Genomic DNA, 20,712 nt, shown 5'->3' on the forward strand with positions numbered 1-20,712 from the left:
CGCCGTCAGGGCAGGGCGGTTCGCCTGCTGTCCAAAGGCGGATTTTCACAGGCCCAGAAGTCTACTGCAGCAATGCGTTCGCTCGGCGGTCCTAACCAATAGGACAGTGGCTGGCACCCGTCTGTCGTGCAGACCTGGTAGTCACCAGCCTCGGGCGTTCGCCCGGCGTGCAAGGGCTGCAGCGGTGGTAGATGACGACGATAGTGCCAAGTGCCGTCACGCAGTTGAGCGTCGTCCGGAATCTCCATGCCGGCCCCGCTGCCTTTGACCCGTGCCTCTACCAGTACCAGGCCCGCCGGGGTCACTTGGTAATCCTCTTCCCAGCGGACCTTTTCGATACTGTGCTGCCACGCAAGGGTAAAACCGTTCAGTGGCAGGCTGACCCAGACCACACCGGCCAACCCAACGCAAAGGCTGATCATGCGAGGCGTCCAGAGGCCGGTCGGCTTCGCCAGCAGTGCCAACCCAGCACTGCCGCACCCAAAGCGAAACCGATCTCATCGCTGATGGGCAGGGCAAGTATCAATGACACACCAGCCGCGAACGCCAACAGGCGCTCCCACCAGGGCATGGGGGCACGCAAATGCCCGATCGACGCACATCCCCAGAGGGCTACCGCGAACGCCGCCTTGATCACCATGTACAACGTGGAGCCCATGCTGTCACCTTGCATCATCAACGCCGGGTCATAGACCGCCATGAAGGGCACAACGAAACCGGCCAAGGCAATGCGCACCGCCCAGAAGCTGATCAACAGGCCTTTTTCCTTGGCAATCGGGGCCGCTGCAAAGCATGCCAATGCCACTGGCGGCGTCAGGTCGGCCAGGATGCCGAAATAGAACACGAACATGTGCGAGACGATCAGCGGGACCCCGAGCTCCAACAGGGCGGGGGCGGCAATGGAGCTGGTGATGATGTAGTTGGGGATGGTCGGGATGCCCATACCCAGTACCAGGCAAGTGAGCATGGTCAACACCAGCGAGAGGAACAGGTTGTCCCGTCCTAGGTCAAGGATGTATCCGGCAAAGGTGGTGGCCAGGCCGGTCAGCGAGATGACGCCGATAATGACGCCGACCAGCGCACAGGCAATGCCCACCGGCACCGCATGACGGGCACCCTCCGCGAGGGCCATGACGCATGCGTGCAGGGTGGCACGGCCGCCCTGGACAAAGCAGCACGCAATGGCCAGGCCGGCAATGACCATCAGGATCACCCCGATCCCCATGCGGAAAAAACCTGAACACAGTATCCCGAGTGCAACCCAGAAAGCCGCGCGCAGCCAGGTTTTTTGAGCGCGCAGGATGATCGCCGAGCCTAGGATGACGATGGCGGTCAGGGCCAGGCCGACCATTCCCGAGTACAAAGGCGTTCGCCCGGAAAACAACAGGGCGACCAGGACCATCAGCGGTACGAGCAGGAACCAACGTTGTCGCAACGCATCCCAGGCACTCGGGCACTGTTCGCGAGGCAAGCCGTGCAGATGGCTGCGCCGAGCCTCCAGGTGGACCATCCAGTAGACCGAGCCGAAGTACAGCAATGCTGGGATGAGCGCGGCTTTCGCCACCTCGGCGTAGGGCACGTTGATCGTCTCGGCCATGATGAACGCCACAGCGCCCATCACCGGCGGCATCAGCTGGCTGCCCATGCTGGAGGTCGCCTCGACGCCACCGGCAAATGCAGGTTTGTAGCCAAAACGCTTCATCAGCGGAATGGTGAACTGTCCGGTGGTGACGACATTGGCCACCCCCGAGCCGGTAATGGTACCCATCAGTGCCGAGGAGAACACCGACACTTTGGCCGGCCCTCCGCTGCGATGGCCGAACAGCCCCATGGCGAAATCGGTGAACAGACGAATCATGCCCGCCTGCTCAAGAAATGCGCCGAACAGGATGAACAGGTAAATGTAGGTGGCTGAGACATAGGTCGGTGTGCCATACAGCCCCTCGGTGCCGAAGGCCAACTGATTGACGATCTGATCGAGGCCGTAGCCTCGATGCGCGAGTTCGCCTGGCAAGTGTTGGCCAAGCAACCCATAGGCCAGAAACAGGGCGCAAATGATGGGCAACGCTATGCCCATGACGCGTCGCGCGGCTTCAAAGACCAAACCAATAAGCAACAGCCCCACGATCAGGTCACTGGTGGTCAGCTCACCGGAGCGTTGAATCAGATCCCCTTCGAAGTACCACTGGTATGCAGCCGTCGCCATTCCCGCAAGGCCCAGCAGCCAGGCAAGGGGTTGCCACGGCCGACGGTGGCCAACGAATGAATAGCTCAGGTACACCACCAGCAACAGGAACCCCACGTGTATTGCACGCAGTACTTGGGTGGAAATCAGGGGGAAGGCCGCCGTGGCGATCTGGAAAACCGAAAAGACCAGTGCCACGGCAAAAAGCGCGGCAGGCCAGCGATCGGTGCTGGCGTGAAGACCTTGCGCGGTATCACTCATACGCTGCTCCATGGCTCAGAAATGTCATCAGGGGAGCAGGTTTTTCTCCTTGAGGTACCTCTCTGCTCCTGGATGCAGCGGAATGGGCAGGTTCTTGGCGGCATTTTCTGCCTGGATATCTTTCGCTGCAGCGTGGGCCGTGACCAGGCGTGGAAGGTTCTCGAATATCAGCTTGGTCATCTGATAGGCCAGGTCATCGCCGATGTCGGCGCGGGTGACGAGGATGTTGTTGATGGCCGCCGTTGATACGTCCGCCTTCTGGCCATCATAGGTGTTGGCAGGAATGGTGGCGGGTTGGTAGGCATTGTTGCCAATGCGGGTGACGACGTCGGCAGGGATAGGCACGAACACTACCGGCAAGGTCGCGGCCAGGTCTCGGATAGCCGCTTGACCGAGCCCTGAGGATTGCAGCGTGGCGTCAAGCTGACGGTTCTTGATCAGTTCGACGGACTCCGCATAGGGCAGGTATTCAACTTTTCCCATGTCCTGGTAGGTAAGCCCCGCGGCTTTGAAGATGGCTCGGGCGTTCAGTTCTGTCCCGGACTTGGGGGCTCCAACCGAGATACGCTTGCCTTTGAGGTCTGACAGGGATGTGATCCCAGACTCCTTGCTGGCGACGATCTGGATGTAGTTCGGGTAGGTACCTGCGATGGCACGGAGTTTCTTCAAGGGCGTTTTGAATCCAGCCTCTGCATCGCCCTTCCAGGCATCTGCCACCGAATCCCCCAGTGCGAATGCCAACTCCCCTCGACCGGCTTGCAACAGGTTGAGGTTCTCTACCGAGGCCTTGGTGGCTTGCACCGTGGTCTTGCTGCCCTCTATGCCGTGGCTGTAGATCTGTGAAATGCCTACGCCTACCGGGTAATAGACACCACTGGTACCGCCTGTGAGGATGTTGATGAAGGTCGGTGCGGCCTGGGCAGCCGCGCTGACAGCAAACAAGGTGCTGGCCAATGCCAGGCGAAGGGCTGGGTTCATGGCGTCGTTCTCCGCTTGTTGTTGTTATTCCTGCGCCAGTAAACCTAGAACGAATATGCTGTCCCTGCCCAATTTTATGGCTGATTGGCTGGATGGCCTCTGCTCTAGAATCGCCAGAAGACTGGCGAGACCAGTACCAGTACGGTGAGGATCTCGAGCCGTCCAAGCAGCATGCCAACCGTCAGCAACCATTTCGCTGCGTCCGGCAAGGAGGCGAAATTACCTGCTGGACCGATAAGCGTGCCCAGGCCTGGACCGACGTTGCACGCGGCGGTGGCCGCCCCGCTCAACGCCGTCATCCAGTCGAGTCCTATCAAAGACAGGCCCAGGGCGATGACCGCAATGGTGACGGTGAAGAAGAACGAGAACGTCAGCAGTGACCGTACGATCTCTTCATCGATGGGGTGCCCATTGTATTTCTTCGAGATCGTTGCCCGTGGATGGATCAACTGCTTCAGGCTGCTGACAAGCAAGGCAGCGGCCACCTGGAACCGGAATATTTTCAAACCGCCAGCGGTGGAGCCCGAGCACCCGCCGACAAACGTCAGGTAAAAGAACAGCATGATGGCGAAGCTGCCCCAGAGCGTGTAATCACCCACGGCAACGCCTGTTGTGGTTACTACCGAGGTCACATTCACCGCAACGATACGAAACGCATCCCACCAGGCCAGATCGCTGTGCAGGCAGAGCCAGGTTCCGACGGTGAGCCAGACGAAGACGAGAAAACCAATGAAACCGCGAACTTGATGGTCCTTGAGCAGGATGCCTCGATGGCCACGCAGCGTGGCGACATACAGCGTGAAGGGCAGGCTGCCGAGTATCATGATGACCACAGCCACCCAGTGCACCGCTGGCTGCTCCCAATGGCCCAGCGAGGCATCCGAGGTAGAGAAACCACCGGTTGAAACCAGCGACATCGAATGATTGATGGCTTCGAACGGGGTCATGCCGGCAGCCCACAATGCCCCTGTCCCCAATGCAGTCAGGCCCAGGTAGACCAGCAGGATTATCTTGGCTGCCACATGCGAACGCGGCGTCACTTTGTCAGACCAATCCGAAGACTCGGTTTGGAACAGGCGCATGCCGCCCACGCGCAGCAGTGGCAGGATCGCCACGGCCATGCCGATAAAACCAATGCCTCCCAGCCAGTGCAGCAGCGAACGCCATATCAGCAGCCCCGGCGATGCACTGTCCAGGCCGGTCAGCACGGTCGAGCCGGTGGTGGTGATTCCTGACATGGTTTCGAAGAACGCGTCCGTGTAACTGATGTGTCGAATGAACACCATTGGCAGCGCCGCGAATGCGCACACGATGACCCAGCTTGCCGTCGTGAGCAGATACATGTCCCTGGTCCGCAGTTGCGGTGTGTCGGGTACGCCGCGGGCCACCATGAGCAGGCCGACACACAGAACGATCAGGCTCGACCAGACGAATGCACCGAGGTCGTCGCTGCGGTCGTACACCAGCAGCGTCAGCATTGGAATCACCATGCTGACGGCCAACGTGATCAGGAATACACCAATAATGAAGGCGATGAAACGCAATGCAGGAAGCGGCATTGAGGGAGCTCGTTGGGACAGTGCCGGCAGTATTGCCTGCTTTACGGTAATGTCGAGTAAAAAAGGCGTAAAGTCGTGGCCGGCAATTTTTTACGCCGCTATCTGGCTCCCGCTCGATAGCTCATTGGGTTGACCTCTCCGAGAGTTCTCGTCTATCGGCTCCGAAGCGGTTGGAAAGGCGGCCTCAAGCACCGCGTGCTCCCTGCTCGCGGCGCTTGTGCGGCACTATCGATAGTGCCGCAGAGGGCATGGAAAGCCCTAAGTCTTCCTGGATCACTTGATCAGCGGCACGCCACTGAGTTTCTGCAGCTCGTCAAAGTCGATGTCCGCGCAGATTTCGACCACTTTCAGCCCTTCAGGTGTCACTTCCAGCACGGCCAGGTCGGTGTAGATGCGGCTGACGCAAGCGATACCGGTCAGCGGGTAGGTGCACTCGGGCACCAGCTTGCTTTCGCCGGTCTTGGTCAGGTGGTCCATCATCACGAACACCTGGCGGGCGCCGGTGGCCAGGTCCATTGCGCCGCCTACGGCCGGGATCGAACCTTCGGCACCGGTGTGCCAGTTGGCCAGGTCGCCCTTGACCGACACCTGGAAGGCGCCCAGTACGGCGATGTCCAGGTGGCCGCCACGCATCATCGAGAACGAATCGGCATGGTGGAAGAAGGCACCACCGGTCAGCAGGGTGACGTGCTGCTTGCCGGCGTTGATCAGGTCATCGTCTTCCTCGCCCGGCGCAGGGCTTGGGCCCATGCCCAGCAGGCCGTTTTCGCTGTGCAGGAACACTTCCTTGTCGCCCAGGTAGTTGGCCACCAGGGTTGGCGCGCCAATGCCCAGGTTTACATACGCGCCTTCCTGGATGTCTGCGGCCACGCGTTGGGCCATCTCGGTGCGGGAGAGCTTTTTGGTGATGGTCATGGCAGGCCTCAGACAGCTTTGGCAATCGAAGAAGCGGTAGCACCGGTGACGGCGACCACGCGCTGGACGAAGATACCCGGGGTGATGATGTGTTCCGGGTCCAGTTCACCGAGTTCGACGACCTGGTCGACCTGGGCGATGGCGGTCTTGGCAGCCATGGCCATGATCGGGCCGAAGTTGCGGGCGGCCTTGCGGTAGGTCAGGTTGCCCCAACGGTCACCCTTGTGCGCCTTGATCAGTGCGAAGTCGGCGTGCAGCGGCATTTCCAGCACGTACATGCGGCCGTCGATCTCACGGGTTTCCTTGCCCTCGGCCAGCAGGGTGCCGTAGCCGGTTGGCGAGAAGAACGCACCAATGCCGGAGCCTGCGGCGCGGATACGCTCGGCCAGGTTGCCCTGCGGGACCACTTCCAGCTCGATCTTGCCGGCGCGGTACAGTTCGTCGAACACGTAGGAGTCGGACTGGCGCGGGAACGAGCAGACCACCTTGCGCACGCTGCCTGCCATGAGCAGGGCGGCCAGGCCGATCTCGCCGTTGCCGGCGTTGTTGCTGATGATGGTCAGGTCGCGGGCACCGGTGGCAATGAGGCCATCGATCAGCTCGGACGGCATGCCAGCCGTGCCGAAGCCACCGACCATGATGGTCGAACCGTCGGTGATCCCTTCCACCGCGCTGGCGATGGACTCGTACGTTTTATTGATCAAGGCGAGCTCCTGGTTGTTCCTGGAGTTGTGGTTGTCGGGCTGGCCGGAGCGCGTGAAGCGATGGGGCCTGTCAGCACTTGAAATAGCTTGCTGACTTTCGCTATAGCGTGCCGCAAGATAGGGCAACAGTAGAGAGGGTTTGGCTGAATTTGTGCGATTATCGAACTGTTGTGCGATCTGCGAGCAGTTCTGGAGGCTATTTGCCTCATTTCAGTTGAATGCTTAAACCGCTCATTTTTGCCCGTGGCTGGTGCGTTCCGGGGTTGCCTGCCGGCATCTTGCACTGATGAAGTGCATCCACTCCGCGGGATCGCCGATTAATCATGCCTCCCGCCGTTGGCGTGCGACTTGCTATCAGATTGCCATTCGATGTCGCGTATGGTGAAGATAATGTCGCTTTCCAGTGGTTCGATGCAGTTATCGGCGAGTGAAAAGGGTTGGCTGCCGTGGTTTGGCAAAACCGGCAAATTCAGCATGGGTTGGGCGTGCCGCCTTAACCGGGCCAGTTACCCGCAGGTCGAGCAAACGTTCGAAGCCATCGCTCAGACCCGCGTGCAGTTGCTGCATGAGTGGGTGCGCGAACAGTGGGAGCACCTGGCCGACCTGGCCGAGCAGGTGGCGCCCGGGCTCGCTCAAGTCGATAGCGCGATGTTGCGCAACACGCTGGCCCAGGCGGAGGACTTTTCCGAACTGTTTGTCGTCGATGTGCATGGCAGCGTCATCGCTTCGACCTGGCCCCAGCGTGGCACGCCACGTATCGAGTATTTGGCAGCCCTGGCGCAGGGGCTGAAAGCACCGTTTCTGCACGGGCCCTACAGCGACTCGCTGACCTTGCAGATCGGCCCGTCTTCCTCGCGCTTCCACGATGAAGTCACGTTGATGTTCTACCAGCCCCTCATGCACGAGGGCAAAGTGCTGGGTTGTCTGTGTGGGCGGGTGCCCAACGATGTGCTGGGTGACCTGATCCAGCGCGAGGCAGGGCACATTTACCCCGAGTCGGGCGACAACTACCTGTTCATGGCGCAATCGCGCTTCGACCCCACCATACAACCCGGTACCGCGTTGTCCCGCTCGCGCTTCGAGGACGCCACTTTCACCCATGGCGAAAACCTCAAGAACGGTGTGCACACGCCCTGGGCCACTGTACAGGTCCAGCGCCATACCGAGCTGGAGCTTCGTTTCACCGACCCTTCCACGCGGGAACTGCACCCTGGCGTGAGGGAGACGATCAGGCGGGGTGCCAACCTGTTCGTGACCTACCCCGGCTATTCGGACTACCGTCATGTGCCAGTGGTGGGCAAGGGCGTGACCTTCCAGTTGCCGGGCTCACCCGACCGCTGGGGCATGATGTGCGAGGCGGACCTGGAAGAGGTCTACCGCCGGCGTTCGCTGAGCTACGGGTTGATGAAACCCTATGTGGCGATCATGGCGGGGCTGTTCGGCTGCAATTTTCTGGTACAGCACTATGCAGGCCTGCCGCAAGGACTGACTGACGTGATCGAGGCCGTGAGCATGCTGGGCGCCACCTTGTTGTTTGGCGTGCTCGGGCCCAAGCGCCTGGCCGCCAGGTTGAATGGCATGAGCAGTGTGCTATGCACCATCGCCGAGGGTGAAGGCAACCTGCGCCAGCGCCTGGATACCAGCACCTTGGCCAATGATGAGAGCGGCGACATGGCACGCTGGATCAACAGCTTCATCGACCGCCTGGACGCGGTGGTCGGGCAGGTGGTCAAGGCCAGCCGCACGGTCGGCAGCACCAACCAGATGATGCTCGGGCGCAGCCAGGAGGCCAGCGTAAGCTCCGCCGACGTGGCCGACGCTGTGCACCAGATGATGATCATCATGGAAGAGCAACTCGGCGAACTGCAGCAGGCCTCGGTCAGCGCCGAGCAGATGAAGCAGGCCATGGACGAAGTGGTCAGCCGCGCACGCGCGCAGTACCAGGCGGTGCAGGCGGGCACGCAGTCGATCCGGGATGTGGTGGCGCGCTCATCATCCAGCGTGCAGCGGCTCGACAGCCGCATGGTCGAGATCGACAACATCACCGGGTTGATCAGCGAAATCACCAACCAGACCAACCTGCTGGCGCTCAATGCCGCTATCGAGGCGGCGCGTGCCGGGGAGCATGGCCGTGGCTTCGCGGTGGTGGCCGACGAGGTGCGCAGCCTGGCCGCACGCACCTCGCGTGCCGCCGACGACATCCGCCACATGGTCGAGAGCCTGCAGGGCGAAACCCGGCAGGCGGTAAGCTTCATGGAGCAGGGCGTGCAGGACGTCGACAACAGCCTGCGCCTGGCGGAGGACGCCTCTTCCGAAAATGTACAGCTGCACCAGGCGGTGGAGAGCATGTTCGCCATTATCCAGCAGCTCAACCGTCGCAGCGTGGAATACGGCAAGACGATCGAGCAGGTCAACCAGTCCTCCAGCGAGATGCGCCAGACCGCCCTGGTGCTGCAAAGCAGTGCGCAGAAGGTGAAGGTGGATGCTGGCAAGTTGCAGAAGCTGGTGGGGCAGTTCGAAGTCAGCGATGATGGCGAACGAGGCGTCGCTGCTTGAGTAACGCACCTGTCCGGTAACCCGGGAGTCCGTCATGATCCGGCTGGCTGTACGTGCCACTCATCAGGTGCAAGCCAGCCCCGATGACTGCTGACTTCCAGGCAGGTAGCGGGCGAAGAGTGGGTATGCTCGCGCAGAAAGCAAAACGATCAACGGCAGCGGCTCTGCCGGTGTTAGCCGGTCCGCCATCTCCGCCATCAGCCCAGCCGAAAAAGCCGCGCAATGGCTCAATGTCTGTGGCAGTGTTGGGTATCTGGCCAGCCCCACAGGGACCGACATGCAAACTCGCAAAACCGGTGTTCGCGCCCAGCAGGCCGATCGCACCCGGGACAATATTCTCAAGGCCGCAGTGAAGGTCTTCAGCAAGGAAGGCTTCACTGGCGGGCGCATCGAGCAGATCTCCACGCTGGCCAAGTCCAACGACCGGATGATCTATTACTACTTCGGCAGCAAGGAAAAGCTGTTCATCAGTGTGCTGGAACACATCTATGCCAGCTTCAACCAGGCCGAAGCGAAGCTGCGCCTCGACCTCGCCGACCCTGAGCAGGCCCTGCGCGAGCTGGTGGCGTTTATCTGGGACTATTATGTGCGCCACCCCGAATTCGTCACCATCCTCGCCACCGAAAACCTTCACCAGGGCTTGCACGCGCGCAAGTCGCAAAACCTCAGGGCGCTGTCCGGCGAAGCGGTCGGCGTGCTGCGGCCGATCATCGAGGCCGGACAGGCAAAGGGCCTGTTCCGCGACGATATCTGCATTACCCACGCCTACCTGATGATTGCCTCGCTCTGCTACTTCTATAACTCCAACCGCCATACGCTCAGCTCGTTCCTGGCCGTGGACCTGGCCGACAAGCAGGCCAAGGCCGATTGGCTGGCCTTCATCAGTGACCTTGCGCTGCGCGGCTTGCGCCGCTGAGCCTCAGTGGCTGCCAGGGTTGGCGCGTACCTGCGCAGCCTTGGACGCCAGCCCTTGCCAGGCCGGTTTGTCGGCGGCAAAACGATGGCGCAGGTAGGCCGCGAGGTCGGCTACCTGGCGGTCCGACAGGCTGTCCTTGAAACCAGGCATGTAGCCCAGGTCGCGGGTTGCCGGGGTCGGAATGCCGTGCAGCACCACGCGCAGCAGGTTGTCCGGCAGGTCGCTGTGGACGTTGCTGTTGACCGCCATCGACGGGCTGACGCCAAACAGCTTCGGCCCCAGCCCATCACTGTGGCAGGCCAGGCACGCACCTTTGAATACCCGCTCGCCGTTGCTCAGCGACACGTGCGTGTCCACCTGGGGCGCGGCATTGGCGGCCAGTGCCTGCGGCTCGCCCTCCAGGGAACTGAGGTAGTGGGCGATGGCGCGCACGTCGCTTTTTGGCAGGGTGGCAAGCTCACTGACCACCGGGCCCATGGGGCCGGCCGCCACGCCATGTTTTTCGGAGAAGCCAGTGCTCAGGTAGTTGAACAACTCGTCTTCGCTCCACGGCGTCGATGACTTGGCCAGGGCATTCAAGGCCGGGGCCTCCCAGCCATCGACCATGCCGCCGGCAAGGTAGCTGCTACCGCCTTTTTCTGCACCCATCAGGTTACGCGGCGAGTGGCAGGCCGTGCAGTGGCCCAGGCCGTCGACCAGGTAGGCACCGCGGTTCCACTGCGCGCTGCGCTGCGGGTCGGGCTGGTATTCGCCGCGTTGCAGAAACAGCGCATTCCAGCCGGCCATCAGCGGCCGCTGGTTGAACGGGAAGCGCATCTGGTTGGCGGGCGCTTCCTGGCGTACCGGGGTTTGCGACATCAGGTAGGCATACAGTGCTTGCATGTCGGCGTCGTTGATGTTGCGAAACGAGGTGTAGGGAAACGCCGGGTACAGGTGCCGGCCATCGCGGCTGATACCTTCGCGCATGGCCCGCTCGAAGGCCGCGAAGGACCAGCGGCCGATGCCGGTTTCCGGGTCGGGGGTAATATTGGTGCTGTACAACGTGCCGAAAGGCGTATCCATTGCCAGCCCCCCGGCATTGACCTTGCCGCCGCTGACCGTATGGCACACGGCGCAGTCGCCGGCCGCCGCCACCTGGCGCCCGCGCTCGAGCATGGCGGCGCTCCAGCTGCCGACACCAGGTGGCGTTACCGGGGCGATTTCGGCGCGCCAGGGCAAGGCGGTGGCAAGCATGCCCAATGCAGCGCCGAACACCCCGGCCAGCGAGCCGAACCACCACTTCGAACGCTTGGTTGACGGCTGCGCTGGCGCGGGTGCATCTGGCCCTTGGCCTTCGCCACCGAGCGCAGCGCGCACGCGTTCGGCAGTGATCGGGAGCTCGCGAAAACGAATGCCGGTGGCGTCGAAAATGGCATTGGCGATGGCCGCTGCGCTGGGTACCGAGGCTGATTCGCCGCTCCCCATTGGCGGCTCGTGCTGGCGCGGCAGCATCATTACGTCGATAGCCGGCAGCTCGGGGAAGGTCAGGATCGGGTAGCCGCCCCATTCCTTGCTCGCCACTGTCGATTCTTCGAAACTGACCTGCTCCTTGAGCACCCGGCTGGTGGACTGGATGACGTTACCGTGGATCTGGTGACGCACACCCTCGGGGTTGACCATCATCCCGGCATCGTGGCCGATCACCACGCGGGTGACGGCCACTTCGCCCGTGCGCCGGTCCACTGCGACATCGGCTACCCAAGCTGCCCAGGCCGCGCCGAAGCCGGGGAATTTACTGTGGATATAGCGCGCATAGGCAAAGCCCCTGCCGCGCAGCACATCACCTTCGGCCTGTGTCTGCATGGGCCGGGTATGCGGCTGCCATTGCGCGCGTTCAGCGGTGGCTTTGACCAGGTCGATGGCGCGCGGGTCGGACAGGTGCTTGAGGCGATATTCGACCGGGTCGACGCCAGCGGCGAAGGCCAGCTCATCAATGTACGACTCGTGGGCGAAGCTGTTGGGCATGGCCGACACCCCCCGCATCCACGAGGCGCGCACCAGTGGCGTCATGTCATTGATAGTGACGCGCATGTGTTCGTAGTCGTAAGGCGGGATCGACGTTCGATCGCCCATCTCGAACAGCGCCGGCACCGGCTCCACGGCACCGGTCAGTAGCAGGGCCAGGGTGGGCGCGCCATTGGACGGGTAGCTGGTCTGGAAGTCATAGGCGGCCACGCTGCCATCGGCGTTCAGGCCGCCGTCGATTTCCATCAACTGCGCGGTGCCCTTGGGCTCCCACACGTGTTCCTGTTCGCGGGTCAGCTGCACCCGCACCGGGCGCTGCACCGCACGCGACAGCAGCACCGCGTCGGCGCACACGTCATCGGCGCAGTTACGGCCATAACAACCGGCTGCTTCCATGCGAATGATCTCGATGCGTGCTTCGTCGCACGCCAGCAGCCAGGCCAGGTCTGCGCGCAGCAGGTGCGGGTTCTGCGTACCTGACCACACGCGGATCTGCCCTGCGGTGAAGTCGGCCAGCGCACATGATGGGCCGATCGATGCGTGCAGCTGGTAAGGCCATAGGTAGCTGCGGCTCAGGCGCTGGCTGGCGTTGGCGATGCTGCCGTCGACATCGCCCTGGTCCAGCACGGTGCGCTGCACGCGCGGGTTGTCGCGGATGGCCTGGGCGACATCGCTAAGGTCGGGCAGCTTGCCTGTGAATGGCTTCCAGCTGATTTTCAGCTCATGGGCTGCACGGATGGCTTGCTCTTCGCGCTCTGCCACCACGCCGACGAAGTCGCGGATGACCACCACGGCGACCACGCCGGGTAGATGGGCGATGGAGGATTCATCCACCGCCAGCAGGCTGTTGCCGACAAAGTCGCCGCTGTCATGGCCGGCATAGGGCGGGCGGATGACCCGACCGTGAAGCATGTTGGGCAGGCGCATGTCGTGCACATAGGTCAGCTCGCCGGTGGCCTTGCCAGGGATGTCTACTCGAGGGGCGCTGCGCCCGACCAGGCGGTAGTCCTCGATGGCCTTGAGCGGGGCGTCGTCGGCAATGTGCAGTTGGTGGTTCTCGCCTTGCACCAGTTCGGCAAAGCTCAGCGTGCTGCCGTTACTGGCGATAACCGTGCCGTCTTCAATGCGCAGCATTTCGGGCGGGCAGCCAAGGCGTAGGGCGGCCTGTTGCAACAGATAGCGTCGCGCTGTGGCTGCAGCCTTGCGCAGCGGTACCGCGGAAATCTGCAGGGTGGCGCTGGCTATGGTCGCGCCCTGGTTGGGGGCCCGCTCGGTGTCGCCCAGCACCATGTGCACCTGGTCCATGCGCAGGTCCAGCTCTTCGGCGACGATTTGCGCCAGCGAGGTACGGATGCCAGTGCCCAGGTCGACATGGCCATTGAAGGCGTAGACCATGCCGTCGTCGCTGACCGCGATGAACAACGCCAGCTCACGTTCCTTGACTGCAGGTGTCACGCCCTTGGCCACAGGGCCTGAGGGCGGGGTGATCTGGTCGACGATCAGCAATACGCCGGTCTTGGCCAGCAGTTGGTCGCGGCTGGGCACCTGTTGTGAGTGGTTCATGGCTTTCTCCGGGTCTCGGCAGCGCGGCGCACGGCGCGCAGGATTTCGACGTGGGTGCCGCAGCGGCACAGGTTGCCGGACAGCTCATTGCGAATCTGTTCGTCGCTGGGGTCGGTAATGCGATCGAGCAGGGCCTTGGCAGTCATGATCATGCCGTTCATGCAGTAACCACACTGGGCCGCCTGCTCGTCGATGAACGCCTGTTGCACGGGGTGCGGCGCGGCCTTGCTGCCCAGCCCTTCGAGGGTGGTGATATTGCGGCCGGCGGCGCCGGCCAAGGGGATGACGCAGGAGCGGGCGGCCACGCCGTCGATGATCACCGTACACGCCCCGCATTCGCCCAGGCCGCAGCCGTACTTGGGGCCGTTCAGGCACAGGTCGTTGCGCAGGATCAGCAGCAGCGGGGTGTCAGGCATGGCGCTGACTTCGACGGGCTGGCCGTTGACCTGCAGGGAGATGGTTGTTTGCATTATTGGCTCATCTCTGGAGGTTGCTTGCGCTACCAAAGGACTCAAATGACGCGAGCGTTTCGGTAAGTACTCACTACATGAAATGAGTGAGCAAGAAGCAGGCCAGAGATGAATCTGCAGAGAACTGTGATGGTGGGGCAGGGATGAAGATTGTCGGCGCCGGGGAAACCGAGCGCCGCCCGCGCGGCGCATCTCGCTGTGCCGAACCCCCGATGTTGTGTGTGTGTGTAGGAGCGGGTTTACCCGCGAATACGGTGGTGGCGGCACCGGTGATCGGCAGGTGGAGATTGGCCAGCAGGACCGGCCCATTCGCGGGTGAACCCGCTCCTACGACGGCCTGTGCCGAACCCGCGATGTTGTGCCGAACCCCCGATGCGCGTGTAGGAGCGGGTTTACCCGCGAATACGGTGGTGGCGGCAACAGTGATCGGCAGGTGGAGATTGGCCAGCAGGACCGGCCCATTCGCGGGTGAACCCGCTCCTACGGCGGCCTGTGCCGAACCCGCGATGTTGTGCCGAACCCCCGATGTTGTGTGTGTAGGAGCGGGTTTACCCGCGAATACGGTGGTGGCGGCAACGGTGATCGGCAGGTGGAGATTGGCCAGCAGGGCCGGCCCATTCGCGGGTGAACCCGCTCCTACGACGGCCTGTGCCAAACCCGCGATGTTGTGCCGAACCCCCGATGTTGTGTGTGTAGGAGCGGGTTTACCCGCGAATACGGTGGTGGCGGCAACAGTGATCGGCAGGTGGAGATTGGCCAGCAGGGCCGGCCCATTCGCGGGTGAACCCGCTCCTACGACGGCCTGTGCCGAACCCGCGATGTTGTGCCGACCCCCGATGTTGTGTGTGTAGGAGCGGGTTTACCCGCGAATACGGTGGTGGCGGTGACGGTGATCTGCAGGTGGAGATTGGCCAGCAGGGCCGGCCCATTCGCGGGTGAACCCGCTCCTACGGCGGCCTGTGCCGAACCCGCGATGTTGTGCCGACCCCCGATGTTGTGTGTGTAGGAGCGGGTTTACCCGCGAATACGGTGGTGGCGGCACCGGTGATCGGCAGGTGGAGATTGGCCAGCAGGGCCGGCCCATTCGCGGGTGAACCCGCTCCTACGACGGCCTGTGTCCAATCACCGATGCGTGTCCAATGTGAGCGAGCTTGCTCGCGATGCGCTTGATCTCTCAGGCCGCGTATCTGTGACGGCCACCGCGGCAGTCACAACAATTTTCAGCCCGCGTTCTCGTCGCTGTCGATCATCTTGCGCAGCAGGTACAAAATGGCTACGCGCTCCCCGGCATTCAGGTTGCCCATGCTCAGTTCGCTGATCTGCCGGGCGCAGGGGATCATTGCATCGAGCAAGGCCGCGCCGCTTTCGGTGAGTTCGACGATGACCTTGCGCCGGTCGCCCGGGTCTGGTGAAAGCTGCACCAGCTCGCGCGCCTTCAGGCGCTCGACGATGCCGCGGATGGTTGCCTGGTCCACCGCGGTGGCCTTGATCAGTTCGGCCTGGGAGCTGGGGCCGTGATCGCGCAGGGCGCACAGGGTGACGAACTGGATCGAGGTAAGCTGCGGGTCGCAGGCCTGTTGCTGGAAGATCGCCGTGTGCCGTTGGTAGGCCTTGCGCAGCAAGTGCCCGACCTGTTCAGTAACGTCGTAGGGGGTGTTGTCGAGCGGGGCGCTGCTGGGGGTGGTTTTTTTCGACATAGGATGGCTTGGGCTGGGTGGAAAGAGGCTGGCCGGCCGCCAATAGCGGAGCGCCCGGCCAGTATAACCCCTATCGCGCTCGCGACTCCTCTGGTGCAACCACGTCGCCGGCCAGCACTACCGCCTTGTCATCCAGGTAGATATCGCAGTTGCGCAGCGGGATGTCCAGGTGGCACGGGGTCTTGCGCTTGCCGCCGACCTCGGTGTTGGGGCCAGTGGAGAACAGGAAGTTGCCGTAGAACGCACGGGCATCCATGCACATGCCGTCGTTGCGGTCGTGCAGGCCCATGGCCGTCCATTGCGCGCGCGGCTGCAGGCCCCAGCCTATGTGCGAGATGCCGTATACCTCGGGGTCGTTGAAGTACTTCATGTAGTCACGCAGGTACTCGGCCTCGAAGCCGCCATGTATGCCGGTGATGAAGCCTTTTTCGATTTCCAGGGTGATGCGCTCGCGGCAATAGTTCTTGAACGGCAGGATGATGTCACCCACGTCCAGCACCAGCGTGCCCTCGGCGCTGTCCTCGTTCGGCCAGGTGAACAGAAAGCCGCTGGGCCAGTGGTCCCAGCGCCCCGGTTCGTCGGCATAGCCGTACTCAGTCACGGCCGGGTACTGGCCGAGCGGGGCATGGAAGTCGCTACCGGCCTTGGACCGCACATGCAGGCTGCGCGCCTGTTTCAACAGGGTTTCGGCAGCCAGCACCCGACGTTTGTCGTCTTCGGTCGGCAGCATGCGCGCCAGCACCTCGGGTGGCTCCACGGCCAGCAGGATGCGCGTGCCGGTCTTGAGAATCTGCTCCTGCTCGGGTGAGTGCAGCAGCATCATGGTGTCGACGATCAGGTCGGCGGCTTCCAGCGCCCGTTGCGCCGCCAGGTTGCCGGTCAGCGCGGTGTCGCCGCAGTAGGCCGTCATGTCGTTGCCCATGGCGGTCGGGTGGTTGAACGCCGGCAGCTCTACTGCATACACCTTGGCCTTCAAACGTTGGGCGGCCTCCATGGCGGCGTTTACCGTGCGCGGGTCGGAGTAGTGGCTCTTGAGCACGGCCACGCTCTGCGTTTCGTCCACGCGAGATAGCTTCAGTACGTGCTCGAACATCTGGGTCAGTTGTGCATTGCTCACCGGCATCGGGGTTCTCCTGGGTGGCGTTGACAGGGGCGCACCATGGCAGTGCCTGGTGCTTCATCTCGGTGCAAAATAATAGTGTGTACACCATATATGTGCAGATGAAAACGCATCCTGCCAGCGAGCGCAAGTGATCTGTTCAAACGTTACATATCCACACATTGACCAGTATTTGCGGTAACAATCAGCCGGGTGTCGTTTCTATCAGCTGTTTGAAAAATATTTTCAGCTGGCTCTTTTCAAAGGCCATTTACAGAGTATACGCTCTAAATCGTCAGGCGGTTGAACCGCTGGCCACCTATCAGAACAAGAGGAGACATACCCATGCGGGGTAGGCAGAAAATCGCAATCGTCGGTGCAGGTCTGGGTGGGGCGGCCGCCGCCACGTTGCTGCAACAGGCCGGGTTCGATGTCGAGGTATTCGAACAGGCTCCGGCGTTCACCCGCCTGGGCGCGGGCATTCATATCGGCCCTAACGTGATGAAAATCTTCCGCCGCATGGGGCTGGAGCAGAAGCTGGAGCTGATGGGCTCGCACCCGGACTTCTGGTTCAGCCGCGACGGCAATACCGGTGATTACCTGTCGCGCATTCCGCTGGGCGAGTTTGCCCGCCGCGAATACGGCGCCGCCTACATCACCATCCACCGTGGCGACCTGCACGCCCTGCAGATCGAGGCCATCCAGCCGGGCACCGTGCACTTCGGCAAGCGCCTGGAAAAGATCGTCGACGAAGGTGACCAGGTGCGCCTGGACTTCGCCGACGGCACCCACACCGTGGCCGACATCGTCATCGGGGCCGACGGCATCCACTCGAAGATCCGTGAAGAGTTGCTGGGGGCTGAAGCGCCGATCTACAGCGGCTGGGTCGCGCACCGTGCACTGATTCGCGGGGTGAACCTGGCACCGCATGCCGATGTGTTCGAGCCCTGCGTCAAATGGTGGTCCGAAGACCGCCACATGATGGTCTACTACACCACCGGCAAGCGCGACGAGTATTACTTCGTCACCGGCGTGCCACATGAAGCCTGGGACTTCCAAGGTGCGTTCGTCGACAGCAGCCAGGAAGAAATGCGCGCAGCCTTCGAAGGCTACCACCCCACGGTGCAGAAGCTGATCGACGCTACCGAATCGATCACCAAGTGGCCGTTGCGCAACCGCAACCCGTTGCCGTTGTGGAGCCGTGGCCGCCTGGTGCTGCTGGGCGACGCCTGCCACCCGATGAAGCCACACATGGCCCAGGGCGCGTGCATGGCCATCGAGGACGCGGCCATGCTGACCCGCTGCCTGCAGGAGACCGGGCTGTCCGACCACCGCACGGCGTTCGCCCTCTACGAGGCCAACCGTAAAGAGCGGGCATCGCAGGTGCAATCGGTATCCAACGCCAACACCTGGCTCTACAGCCAGGAAGATCCAGCCTGGGTTTACGGCTACGACCTCTATGGGCAGCAGCTTGAAAGCGGGGAGGCGGCATGAGCACCTTCGTCGCTGGTGGTAACGTCAGCGCCAATGGCATCCGCCAGCATTACCTGCGCTATGGCGGCAAGGGCCATGCGCTGATCCTGGTGCCGGGCATCACCAGCCCAGCGATCACCTGGGGCTTTGTCGCCGAGCGCCTTGGGCAGTATTTCGACACCTATGTGCTGGATGTGCGCGGGCGTGGCTTGTCTTCAAGCGGCCCCGACCTGGACTACGGCACCGACGCTTGTGCTGCGGATATTCCCGCCTTTGCCGCCGCGCTGGGCCTGGATGGCTACCATCTGCTCGGTCACTCGATGGGGGCGCGTTTTGCCATCCGCGCAGCCGCCCAAGGGGCACCGGGGCTGCAGCGGCTGGTGCTGGTCGACCCACCGGTGTCCGGGCCCGGCCGCCGTGCCTACCCGAGCAAGTTGCCGTGGTACGTCGATTCGATCCGCCAAGCCACGGTTGGCATGAGCGGCGATGACATGCGCGCCTTCTGTGCCACCTGGAGCGACGAGCAGCTGGCCCTGCGTGCCGAGTGGCTGCACACCTGCTACGAGCCGGCGATCGTGCGGGCCTTCGATGATTTCCACGAGGTCGATATCCACCAGTACCTGCCCGCGGTGCGCCAGCCGGCATTGCTGATGGTGGCCGGGCGGGGTGGAGTGATCGAGCCCCGTGACATTGCTGAAATGCGCGAGCTCAAGCCGGATATCCAGGTCGCGTACGTGGACAACGCCGGCCACATGATCCCCTGGGATGACCTGGACGGTTTCTTCGCCGCCTTTGGCGACTTCCTCGACCACCCCCTCGTCTGACGGAGCACGAGACATGACCCAGCTATACCGCATCGGCCAGATCGTGCCGAGTTCGAACACCACCATGGAAACCGAAATTCCGGCGATGCTCAACGCACGCCAGGCGATCCGCCCCGAGCGGTTCACCTTCCATTCCAGCCGCATGCGCATGAAGCAGGTGAAGAAGGAAGAACTGGCCGCGATGGACGCCGAGTCCGACCGCTGCGCAGTCGAGCTGTCCGACGCCAAGGTCGATGTGCTGGGCTATGCCTGCCTTGTGGCGATCATGGCCATGGGGCTGGGCTATCACCGCCAATCTGAAAAGCGCCTGCAGCAGGCCACCGCCGACAATGATGCACTGGCACCGGTGATCACCAGCGCCGGGGCGCTGGTCGAGGCCTTGCATGTGATGAAGGCCAAGCGCATTGCCATCGTCGCGCCGTACATGAAGCCGCTGACCGAGCTGGTGGTGAACTACATCCGCGAGGAAGGCTTCGAGGTGCAGGACTGGCGCGCGCTGGAAATCCCCGACAACCTCGCCGTGGCCCGTCACGACCCGGCCAACCTGCCGGACATCGTCGCCGGCATGGACCTTGAAGGCGTCGATGTGGTGGTGCTGTCGGCGTGCGTGCAGATGCAATCGCTGCCGGCAGTGGCCAAGGTCGAGGCGCAAACCGGCAAGCCGGTAGTCACCGCTGCCATCGCCACCACCTACGCGATGCTCAAGGCGCTGGACCTGGAGCCGATCGTGCCGGGCGCCGGTGCCTTGCTGTCGGGCGCCTACTGAAATCGGGAGACGGACATGAGCGACGCACAAAGCGCCCGTGACAACTACCAGGGTGTGTGGGGCCAGCGCATCGGCTTTGGCCGCAAGCCGGCCCTGCTGATGATCGACTTCATGCAGGGCTACACCACCCCGGGCGCACCGCTGTACGCCCCGGGCGTGGTCGCAGCGGTCGAGCAGGCCGCCGGCCTGCTGGCGCTGGCCCGCGGCTGCGGTACCTTGGTGGTGCATACCAACATCCGTTACCAGCCGCCGCATTTTGCTGACGGCGGCGTGTGGGTGCGCAAGGCGCCGGTGATGAAGGACATGGTCGAAGGCAACCCGCTGGCAGCCTTTTGCGAGGCCGTTGCGCCACAGGCAGGGGAGGTGGTGCTGAGCAAGCAGTACGCCAGCGCTTTCTTCGCCACCAGCCTGGCCCCGCTGCTGCATGCACAGGGGGTGGATACCGTGGTGCTGGCTGGCTGCTCGACCAGCGGCTGCATCCGCGCCAGTGCGGTGGATGCCATGCAGCACGGGTTTCGAACCATCGTGGTGCGCGAGTGTGTCGGTGACCGCCACAGCGACCCGCACGAAGCCAACCTGTTCGACATCGACAGCAAGTACGGCGATGTCGTCACCCGGCAGGATGCCATGCAGCAACTCAGGCGCCTGGCCGGCTGAACGCCGGGCAGCGCCTACCCAATAACAATCAAGGACCGGTGCGGGAAGCCCGTCCATGACCGCCTGCTGTCCGGGTGGTCGCCCC

At 62.8% G+C, this 20,712-nt stretch carries 16 protein-coding genes; 6 read left to right on the forward strand and 10 right to left on the reverse strand.

Features of this window, described 5'->3' with window-relative positions; translation table 11 throughout:
* Positions 1–5: 5 nt before the first annotated feature.
* The 6 genes from ACI7M0_RS09620 to ACI7M0_RS09645 all read right to left on the reverse strand — a co-directional run bounded on the left by ACI7M0_RS09620 (position 6) and on the right by ACI7M0_RS09645 (position 6,602).
* A complete protein-coding gene (locus ACI7M0_RS09620) occupies positions 6–422 on the reverse strand; it encodes a DUF1850 domain-containing protein (RefSeq protein WP_104961319.1) in 417 nt (138 codons plus the stop codon).
* Entirely contained in the window at positions 419–2,446 is a 2,028-nt protein-coding gene (locus ACI7M0_RS09625) for a TRAP transporter permease (protein ID WP_129931976.1), read from the reverse strand. Before ACI7M0_RS09625 ends, ACI7M0_RS09620 begins: the two co-directional genes overlap by 4 nt.
* A gap of 27 nt (positions 2,447–2,473) precedes the next feature.
* Entirely contained in the window at positions 2,474–3,424 is a 951-nt protein-coding gene (locus tag ACI7M0_RS09630; protein WP_129931975.1) for a TAXI family TRAP transporter solute-binding subunit, read from the reverse strand.
* Between the two features lie 104 nt (positions 3,425–3,528).
* Positions 3,529–4,983 (reverse strand): TrkH family potassium uptake protein, encoded by a 1,455-nt coding sequence (locus ACI7M0_RS09635; protein ID WP_129931974.1) that lies wholly within the window; start codon positions 4,981–4,983, stop codon positions 3,529–3,531.
* 273 nt (positions 4,984–5,256) lie between these two features.
* Complete coding sequence (locus ACI7M0_RS09640) at positions 5,257–5,898, reverse strand: 3-oxoacid CoA-transferase subunit B (RefSeq protein ID WP_003251131.1); 642 nt, start codon at positions 5,896–5,898, stop codon at positions 5,257–5,259.
* A gap of 8 nt (positions 5,899–5,906) precedes the next feature.
* The gene (locus ACI7M0_RS09645; RefSeq protein ID WP_064491891.1) at positions 5,907–6,602 is read right to left on the reverse strand and encodes a 3-oxoacid CoA-transferase subunit A; all 696 of its coding nucleotides are present in this window, start codon (positions 6,600–6,602) and stop codon (positions 5,907–5,909) included.
* Positions 6,603–8,507: 1,905 nt separating this feature from the next.
* Between ACI7M0_RS09645 and ACI7M0_RS09650 the strand changes: the two genes are divergently transcribed.
* The gene (locus ACI7M0_RS09650) at positions 8,508–9,158 is read left to right on the forward strand and encodes a methyl-accepting chemotaxis protein (protein WP_370688786.1); all 651 of its coding nucleotides are present in this window, start codon (positions 8,508–8,510) and stop codon (positions 9,156–9,158) included.
* A gap of 277 nt (positions 9,159–9,435) precedes the next feature.
* Positions 9,436–10,074, forward strand: a complete 639-nt coding sequence (locus ACI7M0_RS09655) for a TetR family transcriptional regulator (protein WP_012051871.1) — start codon at positions 9,436–9,438, stop codon at positions 10,072–10,074.
* Between the two features lie 3 nt (positions 10,075–10,077).
* Here ACI7M0_RS09655 and ACI7M0_RS09660 read toward each other — a convergent pair whose 3' ends face one another.
* From ACI7M0_RS09660 to ACI7M0_RS09675, 4 genes are all read right to left on the reverse strand, one after another.
* Entirely contained in the window at positions 10,078–13,641 is a 3,564-nt protein-coding gene (locus tag ACI7M0_RS09660; protein WP_129931972.1) for a molybdopterin cofactor-binding domain-containing protein, read from the reverse strand.
* Positions 13,638–14,111, reverse strand: a complete 474-nt coding sequence (locus ACI7M0_RS09665; protein WP_129931971.1) for a (2Fe-2S)-binding protein — start codon at positions 14,109–14,111, stop codon at positions 13,638–13,640. Before ACI7M0_RS09665 ends, ACI7M0_RS09660 begins: the two co-directional genes overlap by 4 nt.
* 1,220 nt (positions 14,112–15,331) lie before the next feature.
* Positions 15,332–15,808: a MarR family winged helix-turn-helix transcriptional regulator gene (locus ACI7M0_RS09670; protein WP_129933291.1), complete on the reverse strand. Its 477-nt coding sequence runs from the start codon at positions 15,806–15,808 to the stop codon at positions 15,332–15,334.
* 70 nt (positions 15,809–15,878) lie between these two features.
* Positions 15,879–16,931 (reverse strand): 2,5-dihydroxypyridine 5,6-dioxygenase, encoded by a 1,053-nt coding sequence (locus ACI7M0_RS09675; RefSeq protein ID WP_028699472.1) that lies wholly within the window; start codon positions 16,929–16,931, stop codon positions 15,879–15,881.
* Between the two features lie 321 nt (positions 16,932–17,252).
* Here ACI7M0_RS09675 and nicC point away from each other — a divergent pair, with 321 nt between their 5' ends.
* Genes nicC through ACI7M0_RS09695 form a run of 4 tightly spaced genes read left to right on the forward strand, consistent with a single transcriptional unit; the run spans position 17,253 to position 20,627 of the window.
* Complete coding sequence (nicC, locus tag ACI7M0_RS09680; RefSeq protein WP_129933293.1) at positions 17,253–18,401, forward strand: 6-hydroxynicotinate 3-monooxygenase; 1,149 nt, start codon at positions 17,253–17,255, stop codon at positions 18,399–18,401.
* Positions 18,398–19,204, forward strand: coding sequence for an N-formylmaleamate deformylase (nicD, locus tag ACI7M0_RS09685; protein ID WP_020193774.1), 807 nt, complete (start codon positions 18,398–18,400; stop codon positions 19,202–19,204). Before nicC ends, nicD begins: the two co-directional genes overlap by 4 nt.
* Before the next feature lie 13 nt (positions 19,205–19,217).
* On the forward strand, positions 19,218–19,970 hold the full coding sequence (locus ACI7M0_RS09690; RefSeq protein WP_104886337.1) for an Asp/Glu racemase: 753 nt from the start codon (positions 19,218–19,220) through the stop codon (positions 19,968–19,970).
* Between the two features lie 15 nt (positions 19,971–19,985).
* Positions 19,986–20,627 (forward strand): N-carbamoylsarcosine amidohydrolase, encoded by a 642-nt coding sequence (locus ACI7M0_RS09695; RefSeq protein WP_129933295.1) that lies wholly within the window; start codon positions 19,986–19,988, stop codon positions 20,625–20,627.
* Positions 20,628–20,712: the final 85 nt, after the last annotated feature.

This window comes from Pseudomonas sp. 10(2024), assembly GCF_045164175.1.
GTDB classification, from domain to species: Bacteria; Pseudomonadota; Gammaproteobacteria; order Pseudomonadales; family Pseudomonadaceae; genus Aquipseudomonas; species Aquipseudomonas alloputida.